The 15,739-nt window shown below is 45.2% G+C and carries 18 protein-coding genes; 3 read left to right on the plus strand and 15 right to left on the minus strand.

Annotation, left to right across the window (positions count from 1 at the left end):
- Positions 1–86 precede the first annotated feature (86 nt).
- On the minus strand, positions 87–593 hold the full coding sequence (locus JK628_RS01455; RefSeq protein ID WP_202287521.1) for a GNAT family N-acetyltransferase: 507 nt from the start codon (positions 591–593) through the stop codon (positions 87–89).
- A gap of 384 nt (positions 594–977) precedes the next feature.
- Between JK628_RS01455 and JK628_RS01460 the strand changes: the two genes are divergently transcribed.
- A complete protein-coding gene (locus JK628_RS01460) occupies positions 978–1,139 on the plus strand; it encodes a hypothetical protein (RefSeq protein ID WP_202287522.1) in 162 nt (53 codons plus the stop codon).
- 404 nt (positions 1,140–1,543) lie between these two features.
- Here JK628_RS01460 and JK628_RS01465 read toward each other — a convergent pair whose 3' ends face one another.
- The 6 genes from JK628_RS01465 to JK628_RS01490 all read right to left on the minus strand — a co-directional run bounded on the left by JK628_RS01465 (position 1,544) and on the right by JK628_RS01490 (position 6,927).
- Positions 1,544–2,599, minus strand: a complete 1,056-nt coding sequence (locus JK628_RS01465; protein ID WP_202287523.1) for an alpha/beta hydrolase — start codon at positions 2,597–2,599, stop codon at positions 1,544–1,546.
- Between the two features lie 181 nt (positions 2,600–2,780).
- Positions 2,781–3,413 carry an SCO family protein gene (locus JK628_RS01470; protein ID WP_202287524.1) on the minus strand — a complete coding sequence of 211 codons (633 nt, stop codon included), beginning with the start codon at positions 3,411–3,413 and terminating at the stop codon, positions 2,781–2,783.
- Positions 3,414–3,467: 54 nt separating this feature from the next.
- A complete protein-coding gene (gene cyoE, locus JK628_RS01475; protein WP_202287525.1) occupies positions 3,468–4,373 on the minus strand; it encodes a heme o synthase in 906 nt (301 codons plus the stop codon).
- 94 nt (positions 4,374–4,467) lie between these two features.
- Positions 4,468–5,451 (minus strand): COX15/CtaA family protein, encoded by a 984-nt coding sequence (locus JK628_RS01480; RefSeq protein ID WP_202287526.1) that lies wholly within the window; start codon positions 5,449–5,451, stop codon positions 4,468–4,470.
- Complete coding sequence (locus JK628_RS01485) at positions 5,451–5,996, minus strand: hypothetical protein (protein WP_202287527.1); 546 nt, start codon at positions 5,994–5,996, stop codon at positions 5,451–5,453. Before JK628_RS01485 ends, JK628_RS01480 begins: the two co-directional genes overlap by 1 nt.
- A gap of 217 nt (positions 5,997–6,213) precedes the next feature.
- Complete coding sequence (locus JK628_RS01490) at positions 6,214–6,927, minus strand: SURF1 family protein (protein ID WP_202287528.1); 714 nt, start codon at positions 6,925–6,927, stop codon at positions 6,214–6,216.
- A gap of 22 nt (positions 6,928–6,949) precedes the next feature.
- On the opposite strand from JK628_RS01490, the gene JK628_RS01495 reads away from it, so the two are divergent.
- A complete protein-coding gene (locus tag JK628_RS01495) occupies positions 6,950–7,168 on the plus strand; it encodes a DUF2909 family protein (protein ID WP_202287529.1) in 219 nt (72 codons plus the stop codon).
- An 18-nt stretch (positions 7,169–7,186) separates the two neighbouring features.
- Here the strand turns inward: JK628_RS01495 and JK628_RS01500 are convergent, their stop codons facing one another.
- From JK628_RS01500 to lexA, 8 genes are all read right to left on the minus strand, one after another.
- Entirely contained in the window at positions 7,187–8,062 is an 876-nt protein-coding gene (locus JK628_RS01500; RefSeq protein WP_202287530.1) for a cytochrome c oxidase subunit 3, read from the minus strand.
- Positions 8,059–8,184, minus strand: coding sequence for a hypothetical protein (locus JK628_RS23400; protein ID WP_272931640.1), 126 nt, complete (start codon positions 8,182–8,184; stop codon positions 8,059–8,061). The genes JK628_RS01500 and JK628_RS23400 overlap by 4 nt, the downstream gene beginning before the upstream one ends.
- Positions 8,181–8,306 (minus strand): hypothetical protein, encoded by a 126-nt coding sequence (locus JK628_RS23405; protein WP_272931640.1) that lies wholly within the window; start codon positions 8,304–8,306, stop codon positions 8,181–8,183. Before JK628_RS23405 ends, JK628_RS23400 begins: the two co-directional genes overlap by 4 nt.
- A gap of 121 nt (positions 8,307–8,427) precedes the next feature.
- Positions 8,428–8,997, minus strand: a complete 570-nt coding sequence (locus JK628_RS01505) for a cytochrome c oxidase assembly protein (protein WP_202287531.1) — start codon at positions 8,995–8,997, stop codon at positions 8,428–8,430.
- A 2-nt stretch (positions 8,998–8,999) separates the two neighbouring features.
- The gene (gene ctaD / locus JK628_RS01510) at positions 9,000–10,604 is read right to left on the minus strand and encodes a cytochrome c oxidase subunit I (RefSeq protein WP_202287532.1); all 1,605 of its coding nucleotides are present in this window, start codon (positions 10,602–10,604) and stop codon (positions 9,000–9,002) included.
- Positions 10,605–10,613: 9 nt separating this feature from the next.
- A complete protein-coding gene (coxB, locus tag JK628_RS01515; RefSeq protein WP_202287533.1) occupies positions 10,614–12,182 on the minus strand; it encodes a cytochrome c oxidase subunit II in 1,569 nt (522 codons plus the stop codon).
- A 452-nt stretch (positions 12,183–12,634) separates the two neighbouring features.
- Entirely contained in the window at positions 12,635–13,141 is a 507-nt protein-coding gene (locus JK628_RS01520) for a cell division inhibitor SulA (RefSeq protein ID WP_202287534.1), read from the minus strand.
- On the minus strand, positions 13,138–13,758 hold the full coding sequence (gene lexA / locus JK628_RS01525) for a transcriptional repressor LexA (protein ID WP_202287535.1): 621 nt from the start codon (positions 13,756–13,758) through the stop codon (positions 13,138–13,140). Before lexA ends, JK628_RS01520 begins: the two co-directional genes overlap by 4 nt.
- Positions 13,759–14,058: 300 nt before the next feature.
- Between lexA and nrfA the strand changes: the two genes are divergently transcribed.
- Positions 14,059–15,447 carry an ammonia-forming cytochrome c nitrite reductase gene (gene nrfA / locus JK628_RS01530; protein WP_202287536.1) on the plus strand — a complete coding sequence of 463 codons (1,389 nt, stop codon included), beginning with the start codon at positions 14,059–14,061 and terminating at the stop codon, positions 15,445–15,447.
- The last annotated feature ends 292 nt before the right edge of the window (positions 15,448–15,739 follow it).

Raw genomic sequence — 15,739 nt, forward strand, 5'->3', positions numbered from 1 at the left:
AGGACTCGTGGCCAGTGTCAATCTATTGCTTAGAATAGAATGACACTGGCAGAGAAGTTGTTTTGATGCAAGCGAGTTAAACCCAGTTATCCCTTAGCTAAAAATGACTCATGATAAGTCACAGCTCCAGCCGGGCGAGCACCTTGAAGTAACACAGCTTGAAAATATTCAGCTGGAACATCTGCAAGCACCAAGCCATCTAGCGGCTCAAAACCGAATTGACGATAGAATTTGGGATCGCCAAGTAATACACAGCCATTAGCGTTGAGATTTTTTAACTCTCTAAGAGCCGCATGCATTAATTTAGAGCCAATGCCCCTGCCTTGCTCTGTTGGATTGACAGAAATGGGCCCCAAACCATACCAATCAGTTGTTCCATTGGAGATAGTCACTGGCGACAAGGCAACATGGCCGACTATTTTAGATGAGTCTTCTGCAACAATAGACACAGATAACGCTCCGGAATGTCTTAAAGCATCCACAATAAATTGTTCAGTATGATCAGTATGTGGTGCATCAAGAAATGCAGCTGCAGTGACTTGATGAATAGTGGTGATGTCGCAAGGTTTCTCTAATCGAATATTAATGGACACAGAAGCTTCTCCTAGTCGGATTTTGGCCTTTTAATAGGCGAAGTATAGTTTGGCTTAAATTGGCTTTTGCAGTAACAAAGCCAGTTGCATTTTATCCGATTATAACTTTTTGTTATGTATCACTTGGAAATAAGTGTGAAGTGGTGTTGTAAATATTACTTTAGCTAGCTTTAACATCTGCGGTTCCAATGACCTGCGTTGGTGCTGGACAGGATGTCCGAATGTCGTGATCACATGGTCGATGATGCTCCCGGCATCATCATGATATTTCCCATATCCCTATGGGTCAGATGTGAATGAACGACCGCATGTATAAATACTGCTGAGGCTCGCTGCAGCTCTTTATAAAAGAAAGGGTCCCTGTGAGCTCAACGAAAACAAACAATGTCCCTATTTAAAGGCCAGCTCGGCATTCATGCCTCTCACTCTGTTTTCAAAGGCCTCAGCCGTATCTACACCGGTTTCGAAAAGCGTAACAGTTCAGCATTTGAGTTTTCAATTTACGGACACAAGCCTGCAATTAAACGAAATGACCAAGCTGAATAACTTTTACTTGCAGAAACCAATCTTCCCCGTTGGAAATTTCGCTTTTTAAATTTCGCCGGGGCGCTGAGGGATTGACTCTTATGAAATCAAGAGCGGGGTTAAGCGCTTTCCCCTTTGGCTCTACTCTTTATTATAAGAATGGGCGAAGCACCACGACGTTGATATTGATTTTATCCTAAACTTCAAACGTAAAGCGATGCATCTGTGGTTCCAATGACCTGCGGTGGTGCTGGACAGGATGTCCGAATGTCGTGATCACATGAATACCGCCATAACCTCCCAGAATATATCCACGAACCATCGAAAACATTAGGCTATATCGACTCTGTAGGAGGAAGACAACTTCGTCGGGGCTGAACCCAAATAAACCAAAGTCACCGATAACGACGAAGAGTCATATTGTTTTAGTCTACGCACCTTTGGCTATCGCTAGTTAGGCTACATATTTGTTTGGTTAGATTGTTTCCTGCCGCTTCGTAGCCATTACCAGACAAATAGTCGGCTATTTCAAATAGTGCTACAAGACCTTCTGCTGTTTGCTTGAGCGTAAAGGCGACGTGCTTGTCTAGTTCTTGTATTGCGCTTTCCTTTTCAGAGGTTGCGTAATAGAAGGTTAATCGCTGTAGTGTTTCATTAGGAATGATGACTTTGAAGCCAAATTTTTCAGATAAGTCAGCGTAATGCTTTTTTAAAGCATTTAATCCTGAAGTTTTAACTTCATCGGTAGGCTGCCAATGAGCAAAAGTTGTTTGCAGCGCAAACTGCATAGAGGAGTGCTTAGTAGTTTGGTGTGACTGTGTCGGAAATGTTTTTGATATAAAAGACGCTCCTGCCATACTGGCCAATTTATCACTCAACTCAGTAAAAGGCTTTTGCATGTGCTCGCCTTCGTTAGCAATCGTCATCGTGAGCGGGGCTTTACTTTCTAAAAAATGGAGTGTTGATTTGGAAACTCGATTTACAATGTAGCCATCTTCTAGTGATGGGCTAAATGCGAAGTATTGTGAGAAAAGTGACGAGTCATTCAACCAATAATCAAGTACGAAACGGCCTGCATTTGAATGGCCAGATAAGATGCTATACGGCGCAACACGATAGTTGTTCCTTACATGGGGTATGACTTCTTTAGAGATAAATGTGGCAAATGGGCTGGGCTTACCATCATTGGGTCTAAGTTCTTTGCCTCGACCTTCTATACCTACAACGATGAAGTTTGGCGCTTGTTTTGCTAATAGGTCGAGTGTCGATAGCGTTGACAACATGTCCCATTGAGCATGGAGGACATAAAGTACAGGGTAAGTTTTGTTGTTATCGTTATATTGCTTAGGAAGCTTTACTAATAGGCTTCGTTGCTCATCGAGGGAATTGGACTGTAACTGAACTTGTTGAGCCAATATTAAATCGGTTGCTGAGACGAACTGAGGGCAAAGCAAAAACAAACTAAACAATAAGGATCTCATCTATAACTCTCCATGTTGATGCGTTTCAAAGTGGACTTACTCGATCTCAGTAATAAGCGATACACGCTTTTACTAATGTCTACGGTGAAGTTCTATCGTATTCCTTGGTAAAATTCAAATGAGGAATATTCTCCCGCTTATCTGGTTGGGTGATTGTGCTTTAACCTGAGGCTCTTTTAAGCTAACCATTGTCATACTTATCAATCAAAGCATTCACATCGTGAATAAGCGCACTATTTTTAATCTGTGGCAGCTTACCTGGGGTATCTGACTTTGGCTTGATAATCGCCACTTTCTCTCCTCGGGGTGAAACGAGTGCAAACGAAGCGCTATGGTCGACTTGATAGCTATCACCATCACCCACCATGGCGTAAACAAAGCCTAAACTACGGGTGATGGGGTAAAGCTGTTTATGTTCGCCGGTAACGGCCATAAACTCAGGATTGAAGAAGTTGGTATAATTGAGCAGGGTATCAGTTGAGTCTCGTTCAGGATCCACGGACAGAAAAATAACCTGCAGGCTGGTGTTTTCTGATAACGACGGATAAGCCGCTGTTAGCTTGCCCATGGTGGTCGGGCAAACATCAGGGCAGGAGGTGTAGCCGATGAAAAATAGGCTCCAATGGCCAGTTAAATCGTCATTACTAAAACGATTACCATGTTGATCGGTCAGCGTAAAAGGCGCGATAGCTTGTGGAGTTGGAAACTCAAAGCTCGTTTGCAAGACGAGGTCTTTAGGCTCGTTCAGCAGCGCTGCTGTCCATACACCCGCCGAGGCCAAAATCAGCGCCACTATAATCCATGATAGTTTCATCGTGCTTTTATCTCCCAAGATTTAATCGTCATAGCGAGGGTTGCAGCCCCCTCTTTAAACCCACAGGTAGTGGTCAACCAATAAGGCAATAAATAGCAGCATGAGGTGATAGATGGAGAACCTAAACACATTCATTGCAAGCCCTGGTGTTTCATGGAACTTAAGCTGCCATGCTTTGTAGATAAAGCCTGCGCTTAATAGTGTTGAGCTGACCAAATACACTGGACCACACATGCCGACAAGCACCGGTAATAGACAGGCGATGGCTAAAAGAATGGTATAGAGGAATATACAGGTCTTAGTGAACTCAACCCCATGAGTTACTGGCAACATTGGAATATCCACTTTGGCGTATTCCGCTTTTCGATGTATCGCTAACGCCCAAAAGTGCGGTGGCGTCCATGCAAAAATAATGATCACTAGTAATAAAGCATTACCGTGAAACTCACCGGTTACCGAAGTCCAACCCAATAGAGGTGGCATCGCGCCCGCTAGGCCGCCGACGACAATATTTTGTGGCGTAGCGCGTTTCAAATAAGCGGTGTAAACCACGGCATAACCGATCAGGCTAGCGAAGGTTAACCAAGCCGTTAATGGGTTGACCAAGGCATACAGGATCACAAAGCCCAATATGCCAATACCAAAGGAGAAGATAAGCGCTTTAGTGATAGATATTTTACCTTTGGGTAACGGACGGTTGTAGGTTCTGGCCATTAATCCATCGATACGCCGATCGATAAGATGGTTAAAAGCTGCTGCCGCACCTGCCATCATGCCGATCCCGGCCATGCCTGCTATCAGGGGTTGCAGTGGCACTGCACCAGGCACCGCGAGGCACATTCCGACCAACACTGTCAGTAGCATTAGCGCTACCACCTTTGGCTTGGTCATTTCATAGTAAGAACGCCACTGAAAAAGGGGGGCGGTTCGGTTTCTGGCTATTGTTATCTGTTTTTCCATATTTGAAACCTCGTTATATTCGCTCACTGAACATAAATTAAAACGTTTTTCTTTTTGTTTTTTATCGTAATTTGTCTATTGGAAATCTTTGCTGTTATGCCTTACGCCACAAGGCATAGTTGATAAATACCAGTGTTAGTAATAGTAAAGCTGCTCCCGCGTTGTGCGATACCGCGATACCCAAGGGCAGATGTAAAACCACATTGCTGATCCCTAGAATGACTTGTAATACCACGAGTACTACCAGTAGCCACGCGGCATTACGCAGTGTGGATGACCGTGCCTTGGTCACCAATTTGTAGGCTAGAAATAGCAGCATTATGCTAGTAATTATGGCGCCGAAGCGGTGCGCGACATGTATCGTCATCCGTGCCGAATAATCTAAAACGCCAAACTCGTAGCTTGGATGGTCGCCTTGAAATGGTGAGAATGCTGCAGCGAAGTTTAAGTTGTCGACCCAGTTACCTTCACAAATAGGCAGCGAGGTACAAGCCAGTGCAGCATAGTTGGATGAGGTCCAGCCGCCCAAAATAATCTGTAACAACAGTACGCCAATGCAGACCAAAGCCAAGGCTGATAGCTTTCTTGCTGGGGCATCGCCACCGGGGATCCGTAGGGGTTTACTGCGAAGGTAGAGCAGCAGGAGTAATGAGAACAGGGCGAAGCCGCCTATTAGGTGTGACATTACTACAATGGGCATCAGCTTCATGGTGACAGTCCACATGCCGAGCGCTGCTTGAAACACGATGAGTGCGGCGATAAACATTGGCAGCTTTTTAGGTGCGTCGGTTTTGCGTAAGCTCATGATTAAGATCACCAGCACCATCAAACCCAATGTGCCAGCAATGTAGCGGTGGATCATCTCAAGCCAGGCTTTTTCTGCTTCAACGGTATGTTCGGGAAAGGCGTCTTTGACGGCGGTTAGCTCATGGTTTGCGGTAGGAACCTTGACCATGCCGTAGCATCCTGGCCAATCAGGGCAACCCAGTCCAGCATCAGATAAGCGTGTATAAGCGCCCATCATAATGACGCACAGAGTAAAAACTAGGGTGACCTTAAGCAACGATTTAATCTCCATCAGCCGATCCTTGAAAGCTTAAGCATCTTTCTCAGGTCGGCAATAATGGCTTTACCTTGCATAATCTGTGCTTGATGGTCGGTGGTGATGGGGTAACTCATTACCATACTACCGAGAGGGTCTACCACGACAAATTGTTGATTGTTGAGCAGCTGGCTCATTGCCAATGTCGGGGTTGCAGTGGCGAAATCAAATGCATCAAGCGCGGCTAGATCGCTATGCTCATTAAGCATAATAATCGTATGCACCCTATCTTGATTGCGTCCAAGTGCGATATGGCTCTGTTGTAAAATATACAGCCTATCTTGGCAGGTTGCCTCGCAAATAGCGGGCAGTTGATACAGCAGTTGCCACTCTTTGGGTTGCGGGTTGGACATATCTAAACTTTGATAGTCTATTCCAACATTAAGCAGTTCGCCTTTGTTGGTTGCACCACCGTTATATAGTTCAAAACTGAGGATCACTTTGGCTGCAATGACAGGAATTGCAAATGCTAGTAATAGGAGTAATAGTGTTTTCTTGCCGTTCTTTTTCTGGGAGTTCATTCCATCTCCTCGATGTTATTCTATGTATCACTGTTGCAACGCTTTACCTGTTTAAGGAAAGCGATAAGTCATTACCAATACAGCTTTGTGCTATAAGCAAAACGACGGCGATAGCGAACAATTTAATATCATACTTCCCGGAACGGCTAGGAAGTCTATTTTCTAACCTACCTTGTCTTTTCTTACTTGGCAATAGAGATGTAAATTTTAAGCTGTGTTATTTATCTTGTTGTTTTAATTTACGAAAAAGCGCGTAAAGCACTAGGATCCCAAATGCTCCTGCCATGCTAAACCATTGCACTGCATAGCCCTGATGCTTCTGTGCCGATAATGGGATCGGTTTCCATGGATGAGCGCGTGTATCGTTGGGAAGATTGTTTGGTTGCAATACGGTGCGAACCAGCGGCTTATCTATCAATAAAGCCAACTGCTCAATATTTAGGTTCTGAATACGCTTGGGCCAGCCGGGCTCAGCCATCAAATCAGAGCTCATGGGATTCATCTCTTTTTGGTAGACTCGGCCTGTAAGCTGCAATGGCTCAGTGATTGCTAACACTGTGGGCAGCACCGCCCGATCGATTCCCCCAACTGCAAAGCCTAATTCGACTAATAACCATGGCTTAGTGGGGTCTATTTCAAATGCTTGGTAGGCCAAGTAACCGACTCTGCCATCGACAGTTTGATTGTCGAGTAGAAAGACTTGCTCGAGGATCGGGGTTGCCTGAGTGCTAAGTTTGTAGCCGGTTAGGTTTTCATTACTGGATTGCTCGAGAAGTTGTTCGAAACTGAGTACTGTGGCGCTTTGACGCGCGCTAAGCGCAGTTTGCCACTGTTGTTTTTGCTCAGCGCGTTCGAGTTGCCAAAAACCTAGCTTGACCAAAATAGAAAACACTATCAAAGTAGAAAGTACAATAAAGCACCAAGCACCCATAGCCCCTATTTTAGGAGAGTTAATGAATATACTATTGGTTTTTAAAGTGGTTTTAGTACTGTTACTACTATTCATATTATTTAATTTGGCTCGAGCCATGTTGGTGATGGTTAAAGGGGAAAAGAGTGTACCTATGAGCCAATATTTAGGCCGTCGAGTGATCTTCTCTGTGATGGTGGTTGTGTTGCTTCTATTAGCATTAGGGACTGGGATTATTGCGCCTAACCCCAGACCCTACTAATGAGCTAACTATCGGTGTTTACAGCACGTAAACGAAGATAAATAGACATAACCAAACAACATCGACAAAGTGCCAGTACCAGCTACCTGCTTGAAATGCAAAATGGTGTTCTGGCGTAAAGTGACCTTTAAGCACTCTAAAGAACAACACAATTAGAAACACCGTTCCTAAGGTCACGTGCATACCATGAAAACCGGTAAGCAAGAAAAAGGTGTTGCCGTAGACGCCAGAATCAAGCGTTAATCCCATCTCTTGGTAAGCGTGAATATATTCCTCGGCTTGCAGCACTAAAAAGCCAATTCCCAACAAGATAGTGAATCCTAACCAGGCCGTTAGCGCTTTGCGTTTATTGCTCTCTAAGCCAACGTGAGCAAAGTGCAACGTCACTGATGATGTGAGTAGAATAATGGTGTTGTATAGCGGCAAGCCAGTCCAACCCATAGCCTCAGTTGTGCTACCGTCGGGAGTGGTCACTAGCGGCCAGATTGCTTCAAAAGTAGGCCACAGTACTTCGTGCGTCATAGCATTGTTTGATGCACCGCCAAGCCAGGGAATTGCAATTATTCTGGCGTAAAACAGTGCACCGAAGAAGGCGGCAAAAAACATCACTTCGGAGAAGATAAACCAGCTCATACCTTGTCTAAATGAGCGGTCCATCTGTTTGGAATAGAGGCCGGCCATTGATTCGGCGATAACGGTTCTAAACCATCCGAAAAGCATAAAGATAATCACAGCAATACCCGTCAGCAGGATATATCCGCCGCTACCACCTTCGCTGTTTAACTGTGATACAAAGGTTCCAGCACCGAAAGCGATGAGAAACAAACCTATAGCACCAATAATAGGCCAGGCACTTTGCGCTGGTACGTAGTAGGCTTCGTGTTTAGTGGTCATTTGCTATCTCCTTTCTCTGCTCCAGTGTGACGAGGTGTGGAGAGAAATAAAATCGAAATGGCACCAATAATAGGCCAGGCACTTTGCGCTGGTACGTAATAGGGTTCGTGTTTAGTGGTCATTTGCTATCTCCTTTCTCTGCTCCAGTGTGACGAGGTGTGGAGAGAAATAAAATCGAAATGGCACCAATAATAGGCCAGGCACTTTGCGCTGGTACGTAATAGGGTTCGTGTTTAGTGGTCATTTGCTATCTCCTTTCTCGGCCATGGAGTAAAGAGGCGTGGAGAGGAATAAGCTCGTCATTAATTTTGTATTTGGCCTACTACTATTTACGGACAAATAATTTAGTTGTTGCTCAATGGTTGTCATCTTGCAGCTCCTTGCTCTACGCTGCCGACATAACCCTTGTCGGTAATGTTGTAGAGGGTATAAGAGAGGGTCAAGGTTGAAATGGAGTCCGGTAAGTCAGGATCCACGTAAAAGATGAGTGGTAGATCGGCGCTAGCTGTTGCTGCTAGCACTTGTTGATTAAAGCAGAAGCATTCTGTTTTATTAAAATAGGCGGCAGCTTGTCCAGGAGAAACCGACGGTATTGCTTGGCCAACGATATGTTTCGCAGACAAATTTTTAGCAACAAAGTGGGTTCGTATCAATTCTCCAGGGTGAACTTGCATGCTGTTGACCTCAGGTTTGAACTCCCAAGGCAGATCGCTCTGCACTTGGGAAACAAACTCGACGGTAACGGTTCTATTTTTATCTACCGTAACGGGCTTATAGACACTGGCAGTACTTTGGGTTTTACCATTAATACCGAGAGTGTCGCAAAGCACGTCATATAAAGGCACGAGGGCAAAGCCAAAACCAAACATCCCCACTGCACCTAGCAGCAGCATGCCAATGAGTTTGCGGTTAGACTTGCTCTGTGCTTGCTTCATCTTTACTTCACCTCAGGTGGTGTTGTAAACGAGTGATAAGGTGCAGGGCTCGGAAGAGTCCATTCCAAACCTTCGGCGCCTTCCCATGGTTTAGCGGGGGCTTTATCACCGCCACGAATACATTTGATGACTACAGCTAAGAAGATCAATTGTGACAGGCCGAAGGCAAAGCCGCCAATCGATACGATCTGGTTTACATCTGCAAACTGAATAGCGTAATCGGGAATACGGCGTGGCATACCCGCTAACCCGAGGAAATGCATTGGGAAAAACAACACATTCACCGAGATCACCGAGCACCAGAAGTGCCATCTTCCTAGGGTTTCACTATACATATTGCCAGTCCACTTCGGCAGCCAGTAGTACGCCGCCGCCATAATGGAAAATATCGCCCCGGTAACCAGTACATAGTGGAAGTGCGCCACCACGAAATAGGTGTCGTGGTACTGGAAGTCAGCAGGTGTTATAGCCAGCATCAGCCCCGAGAAACCGCCTATGGTGAACAGGATAATAAACGCCACAGCAAACAACATTGGGGTTTCGAAACTAATTGAGCCGCGCCACATGGTAGCAACCCAGTTAAAGACTTTTACCCCCGTGGGCACCGCAATCAGCATGGTGCAATACATGAAGAAGAGTTCGGCAAATACCGGCATCCCCGTGGTAAACATGTGATGCGCCCATACTAAAAACGACAGTATGGCGATACTAGCCGTTGCATAAACCATCGACGCGTAACCAAACAGAGGTTTACGACTGAAAGCAGGCACAATCGCTGAGATGATGCCGAAGGATGGCAAGATCATAATGTACACTTCGGGGTGACCGAAGAACCAAAAAATATGCTGGAACATCACCGGGTCGCCACCGCCTGCAGCGTCGAAGAAGGCGGTTCCAAAGTACTTATCGGTTAATACCATAGTCACCGTGCCAGCCAGCACCGGCATCACTGCTATGAGTAGAAATGCTGTGATTAGCCAAGTCCAAACAAACAGCGGTAGTTTCATCCATGTCATACCTGGAGCGCGCATATTGACGATGGTGACAATAACGTTAATCGCCCCCATTATCGAACTCATCCCCATAATATGAACTGAAAAAACGAAAAGCGCAGTACTGTCAGGGCTATAAGTTGTCGACAGTGGCGCATAGAATGTCCAACCAAAGTTAGGACCACCGCCTTCCATAAACAGCGAGCTGAGTAGGATGGCAAATGCAAATGGTAGAATCCAAAAACTCCAGTTGTTCATTCTTGGCAGTGCCATATCTGGCGCACCAATCATCATCGGAATAAGCCAGTTAGCCAAGCCGGTAAAGGCTGGCATAACTGCCCCAAACACCATCACCAGACCATGTACCGTTGTCATCTGGTTAAAAAAGTTTGGTTCGACTAGCTGCAGGCCTGGCTGAAATAACTCAGCGCGAATGACCATGGCCATCGCGCCACCCGTAAGGAACATAATGAAACTGAACCATAGGTAGAGCGTGCCGATATCTTTATGGTTGGTGGTTAAAATCCAGCGCATGATGCCTTTCGGCGCCCCATGATGATGGTCATCATGGTGATCGTCGTGAGCGGCTGGCGAATCTTGTGTAATTGTGCTCATTTTAATCCCTTACTTTCCGTGGCCAACAACGTCACTAGCCTGAACTGCATCACCGGAGTTATTACCCCAAGCATTGCGCTCATAAGTCACCACCGCAGCAAGCTGTTGTGGTGTCAGCAATGCGCTAAATGACTGCATTGCAGTAGCCGGTTTACCATTGATGACAACATCAAGGTGACCGCTTACCGGTCCTGTAATCACCGGACTGCCAACTAATGAAGGGAAAGCGCCAGGCAAACCCGTTCCCGCAGCTTGGTGACAAGCAACGCAACTAGTCATGTAGACCTTCTCACCCATGGCCATAAGCTCATCCATGGTTAAGTCATCCAGAGCAACCGCTTTAACGTCTGCAACAACTTCAGTTGTGACTTCACTCGCTGCAGCTTGCTCGGTTTTAGGTAGGGTAGCAGGTAAAGTGGCTGGTACTGCGGCGGCAGTATCACTGCTTGCTGCAGTACCTGACGCTGCTGAGCTGACATCGGCAGCTTGAACCGTATCGCCAGAGTCATTGCCCCAAGCATTACGTTCAAAGGTAATTACCGCCGCGATTTCAGTGGCAGTCAGCTGCTTAGCAAATGCTTGCATCGCAGTGCCCGTCATACCATTCGATACGATATCGATATGATCAGCGATGGGGCCTTTGATAATTGGACTAGCAATAAGAGAAGGGAATACGCCTGGAAGACCTGCACCATTAGGTTGGTGACAAGCGGCACATCGAGCCAGATAGATCTGCTCGCCTTGAGCCATCAGCTCCTCCATGGTCAAGGTTTGCGAAAGTGCTGCTTGAGCTGCAGCTTCAGCATTACTCGCTTGTTCCTTTTGAGCAATTAACCATTTATCAAAGTCTTCTTCTGTGAGTGCTTCGACAACAATTGGCATAAAGCCATGATCTTTACCACAAAGTTCAGCACATTGACCACGGTAAACACCGGGCTTATCAATCCGCGTCCAAGCTTCATTAATAAAACCAGGGTTAGCATCTTTTTTAACCGCAAAAGCCGGTACCCACCATGAATGGATAACGTCATCTGAAGTCATTAGAAAGCGCACCTTGCGGTTAATCGGCAATACGAGAGGTTTGTCTACTTCGAGCAAATAGTGTTCACCTTTAGCTTCGGTGCCCTCGATCTGCTCTCTAGGAGTCGACATTAAACTATAAAATTCAACGTCTTTATCGAAATAGCTGTAATGCCATTTCCACTGCGAACCTGTAATTTTAATGGTGAGCTCAGCATTACTGGGGTCCTCCATTGCAATCAAGGTTTTGGTTGCTGGAATAGCCATGATAATAAGAATAATAAAAGGCACTACAGTCCACAAAATCTCGACTTTAGTGCTTTCATGAAAGTTGGCGGCGACAGCGCCTTTTGATTTGCGGTGGTTGATCATGGCATAAATCATTGCGCCAAAAACAACAATGCCAATAGCACAGCAGATGTAAAGGATTATCATGTGGAGGTTATAAACCTTACCACTGATCTCCGTCACACCCTCTGTCATATTAAATGGCATTTCTGATGCAAAAAGTGCAGGCGAAAATATTAGCGCCAACACACAGTACAACAATTGCTTCACTAGACTTCTCCTCTGTCAACAAGACAAAGAAGAGTCACACAGTAAGTCTCTGCTCTATGTAAACTCTTCGTTCCCAAAAAAGCAACGATGACTTCAAAGTGCGCGAGTGGTTTATCTATCGTGTCGTTATTTTAGTTTTCGACTATCGATTAGACTTTATTTAGTTCCAGTACTTGATACTGGTTGGTGTAACCACGGTGGCACCTACGGCTGAAATATATCAGGCCGATCTCAGTCTTCATATACTCTTAAAGGATCTACAGTCATACATAAAGACCGACGACTAAATCGTTCGGATATAACAAAATATCGTTGTTATCAGTACCTACACTACTTGGTGTTGAAATATTGATCAAGATCACTTTTTGATTCATTTGTTTAGTGGTAGGAATAAAAAAGCTCCCGAGTAGGGAGCTTTAGTTAAAGACTAGAACTGTAATATAAATAAATGCTTAATGCATTGCAGTGAACAAAGAGCCTTGATTAAATGGCTCGCCCTGTGCGTTTATTGTGCTGTCAGGTAAGTGAGTGTTCGCATTTTCAATGATGATACCTACCGCTTGAGCGCTCTTGGCGACTAGCTGCAGTCGTCTACTGTCTCGTGCATCTAACTCGTTAGTCCAGGTTATCACTGCACTCGATGTCCCGCTGGTGAGCGCTTTTTCCATCGCCCAAAGTGTTTCTACTTCATCTTTGGCATGTACAAGTAGGATCCTATCCATCCGTACGCCAGCTGAAGCTAGCATCTGTTTGTAACCGATATTAGGTGGGCTAATTAATACAATCCAGCGACCCTGCAGGCTCAGTTGAGCCAGTTGACCACAGATCTGTTTTAATTCATTGCGTCCCTGAGTATGAGATATCATAGTTTCGATATCTGTCTTTTTAGACATCGTCGAATTGGGTATATCTTGCCAAAGGCCAGGGTGACGCGGGCTTACACCTAATAATTTGTTCATTGCCAATCTCCATTACGGATCACGCCAACGGCTAAACCTTCAATACTTAAGCTTTGGTTTGCCAGATCGACTTCTATCGGTGAGTAATCCTCATTCTCGGCATGTAAGAAGACTTTGTTGCCCCTCTTTTCAAACCGCTTAACCGTGACGTCATCTTCAACACGGGCGACAACAACTTGGCCATTACGAGCCTGTTGGCTCTTATGAACCGCCAATAGGTCACCTTCCAGGATGCCGATGTCTTTCATACTGTCACCGCGTACTCGTAGCAAAAAGTCGGCTGCTGGACGGAACATCGCAGGATCAACTTTATAGTGTTGCTCTACATGTTCTTGAGCCAGAATCGGTTCGCCTGCAGCCACTTGGCCAATAAGTGGTAAACCGAGATCGGCCTCTTCGGTATCTTCTTGAGTTAGCTTAATGCCTCGAGAAGTTCCCGGTATGATCTCAATACAGCCTTTCTTCGCTAAAGCTTTTAAATGCTCTTCGGCTGCATTGGCAGATTTAAAGCCTAAACGTTTTGCGATTTCGGCACGGGTTGGTGGCATACCTGTGTCTGAAATATTGCGTTTAATAAGCTCTAAAATTTCAGCTTGGCGTGGTGTAAGTGGTCTCATAATTAAGCCTGTCTTTCCATACAGTAACTGTCAGTATATACAGTATTCTGGTTCGCGCAAGTATTAACCAAGTTAATGTTAATATGTTTGGCATTTAAGATTGAAAGCTGCGTTCAACCCGAATTCAAGATCTAAGTGCACCACACCAATTGAATATAAAAAACCTCCTTCGTTGGGGGCTTTTTTATGTCCGTTGGTAAGGCTTCATTAATTCTTACTCTTTAAGTAAAAACTTCCGAATTATCTTATTGAATAGTCTCGCTTAATATACGGCTCAGAATAGAAACGTGGGGTTAAACGATGAACAATAAAATACTCAAACTAAGCACCATTGGCTTAGTCATAAGCGCTATATGTACCGCCGCTTTCGCAGGTGAACAACTAGATCCTCGCAGTGAGCAATATCAAAAGAAATTTCCAAAGCAATATAACACTTGGAAAAAGACGATAGAGCAAGACAAGAAAATCGACGAAGTTAAAGAAAATCCTAACCTTGCCGTGTTGTGGGCGGGTTATGCGTTTTCAAGAGATTATGACACCCCGCGCGGGCATCAATACGCAGTAACAGATCTCAGAGGGACGCTAAGGGTTGGAAGCCCGGACGCAGACCACAAAGATTTACAGCCTATGGCTTGTTGGTCGTGTAAAGGCCCAGACGTCCCCCGTATGATTACAGAACAGGGTGAAGACGGCTTCTTCAGTGAGAAATGGAGCGCGGCAGGATCTGAGATTGTTAATACTATCGGTTGTCAGGATTGTCACGAACCCGGTTCGTCTAAACTTCGCGTATCTAGACCATTCGCTCAAAGGGCAATGGATAAGATAGGTAAGAATTGGGACGATGCCTCTAGAACCGATAAAAAAGCTATGGTTTGCGGTCAGTGCCACGTTGAATACTACTTCGAGAAAGAAACCAAGAAAGCGGCTTTCCCTTGGGATAATGGCGTCGATACCGATAGCGTGGAAGAGTTCTTCGACTCTATAGAGTTTGTAGATTGGACGCATCAAATATCAAAAACACCAATGTTGAAAGCTCAACACCCGGATTATGAAACTTGGAGTTCAGGCGTTCATGGTCAAAACGATGTTACTTGTATTGATTGTCACATGCCAAAGATCACCAACGCAAAGGGCCGAAAGTTTACCGATCATCAGGTTGGAAACCCGTTTGACCGTTTCGAGGTGGGTTGCGCTAATTGTCACGAACAGAGCAAAGAGCAGATGTTAGCTGTTGTTGCAAACCGACAGGCAATGATTAACGAGCTTAAAGACTGGGTCGAAACTCAGTTAGTACACGCTCATTATGAAGCTGGCGCAGCTATTAAGGCCGGAGCAACGGCAGCAGAGTTAAAGCCAATACAGGATGATATTAGACATTCTCAATGGCGTTGGGATCATGCTACCGCTTCACACGGCATAGCAATGCACAACCCTGAAGAAGCGTTAAGGGTATTAGGGACAGCGATTGATTTATCAGCCGACGCAAGGGTTAAACTTGCTAGGTTGTTAGGTGAAAAGGGCGTTAAGCAGCCCGTAGCTATCCCGGATATATCGACCAAAGAAAAAGCACAAAAAGCGATTGGTTTAGATATGGATAAGCTAGAAGCAGAAAAGGCAACGTTTAGCGAAACAGTGCTTCCAGCGTGGGACAAAGAAGCTGAGGAACGACAAGCTAAATACGATAAGTAGCCAATAAGAATAAGTCCTATATAGCGAACGACTCCATTGCTTAATCCCACCTAAGCCCGCTGTATAGGCAGTAATACCAAGTCTCTTTATTGAGGCTTTTTTATGCCTGCTTATTGGCTTCTGTATAGGGGCCGCTTTCTATATGCAAGTGCACTATTCAACTAACTTATTGATCGCAATGAAACGGGCATTCACTCTTAAACTGAATCCCACATATAAGTTAGGGCTAGATTTATTGGGCTTTAACAGGGCAGAACCAGACTTAATCGACTAGCTGTACACCGAGAATAAG

Source organism: Shewanella sp. KX20019 (assembly GCF_016757755.1).
Classification (GTDB): Bacteria; Pseudomonadota; Gammaproteobacteria; order Enterobacterales; family Shewanellaceae; genus Shewanella.

Coding starts and splice junctions, on each gene's coding strand:
- JK628_RS01495 (WP_202287529.1), top strand. CDS start 6,950: ATGAATATACTATTGGTTTTTAAAGTGGTTTTAGTACTGTTACTACTA.
- JK628_RS01490 (WP_202287528.1), bottom strand. CDS start 6,927: ATGGGTGCTTGGTGCTTTATTGTACTTTCTACTTTGATAGTGTTTTCT.
- JK628_RS01505 (WP_202287531.1), bottom strand. CDS start 8,997: ATGAAGCAAGCACAGAGCAAGTCTAACCGCAAACTCATTGGCATGCTG.
- JK628_RS01500 (WP_202287530.1), bottom strand. CDS start 8,062: ATGACCACTAAACACGAAGCCTACTACGTACCAGCGCAAAGTGCCTGG.
- JK628_RS23400 (WP_272931640.1), bottom strand. CDS start 8,184: ATGACCACTAAACACGAACCCTATTACGTACCAGCGCAAAGTGCCTGG.
- ctaD (WP_202287532.1), bottom strand. CDS start 10,604: ATGAGCACAATTACACAAGATTCGCCAGCCGCTCACGACGATCACCAT.
- JK628_RS01460 (WP_202287522.1), top strand. CDS start 978: ATGTCCCTATTTAAAGGCCAGCTCGGCATTCATGCCTCTCACTCTGTT.
- JK628_RS01485 (WP_202287527.1), bottom strand. CDS start 5,996: ATGAACTCCCAGAAAAAGAACGGCAAGAAAACACTATTACTCCTATTA.
- JK628_RS01465 (WP_202287523.1), bottom strand. CDS start 2,599: ATGAGATCCTTATTGTTTAGTTTGTTTTTGCTTTGCCCTCAGTTCGTC.
- JK628_RS01520 (WP_202287534.1), bottom strand. CDS start 13,141: ATGAACAAATTATTAGGTGTAAGCCCGCGTCACCCTGGCCTTTGGCAA.
- lexA (WP_202287535.1), bottom strand. CDS start 13,758: ATGAGACCACTTACACCACGCCAAGCTGAAATTTTAGAGCTTATTAAA.
- JK628_RS01470 (WP_202287524.1), bottom strand. CDS start 3,413: ATGAAACTATCATGGATTATAGTGGCGCTGATTTTGGCCTCGGCGGGT.
- cyoE (WP_202287525.1), bottom strand. CDS start 4,373: ATGGAAAAACAGATAACAATAGCCAGAAACCGAACCGCCCCCCTTTTT.
- nrfA (WP_202287536.1), top strand. CDS start 14,059: ATGAACAATAAAATACTCAAACTAAGCACCATTGGCTTAGTCATAAGC.
- JK628_RS23405 (WP_272931640.1), bottom strand. CDS start 8,306: ATGACCACTAAACACGAACCCTATTACGTACCAGCGCAAAGTGCCTGG.
- JK628_RS01480 (WP_202287526.1), bottom strand. CDS start 5,451: ATGGAGATTAAATCGTTGCTTAAGGTCACCCTAGTTTTTACTCTGTGC.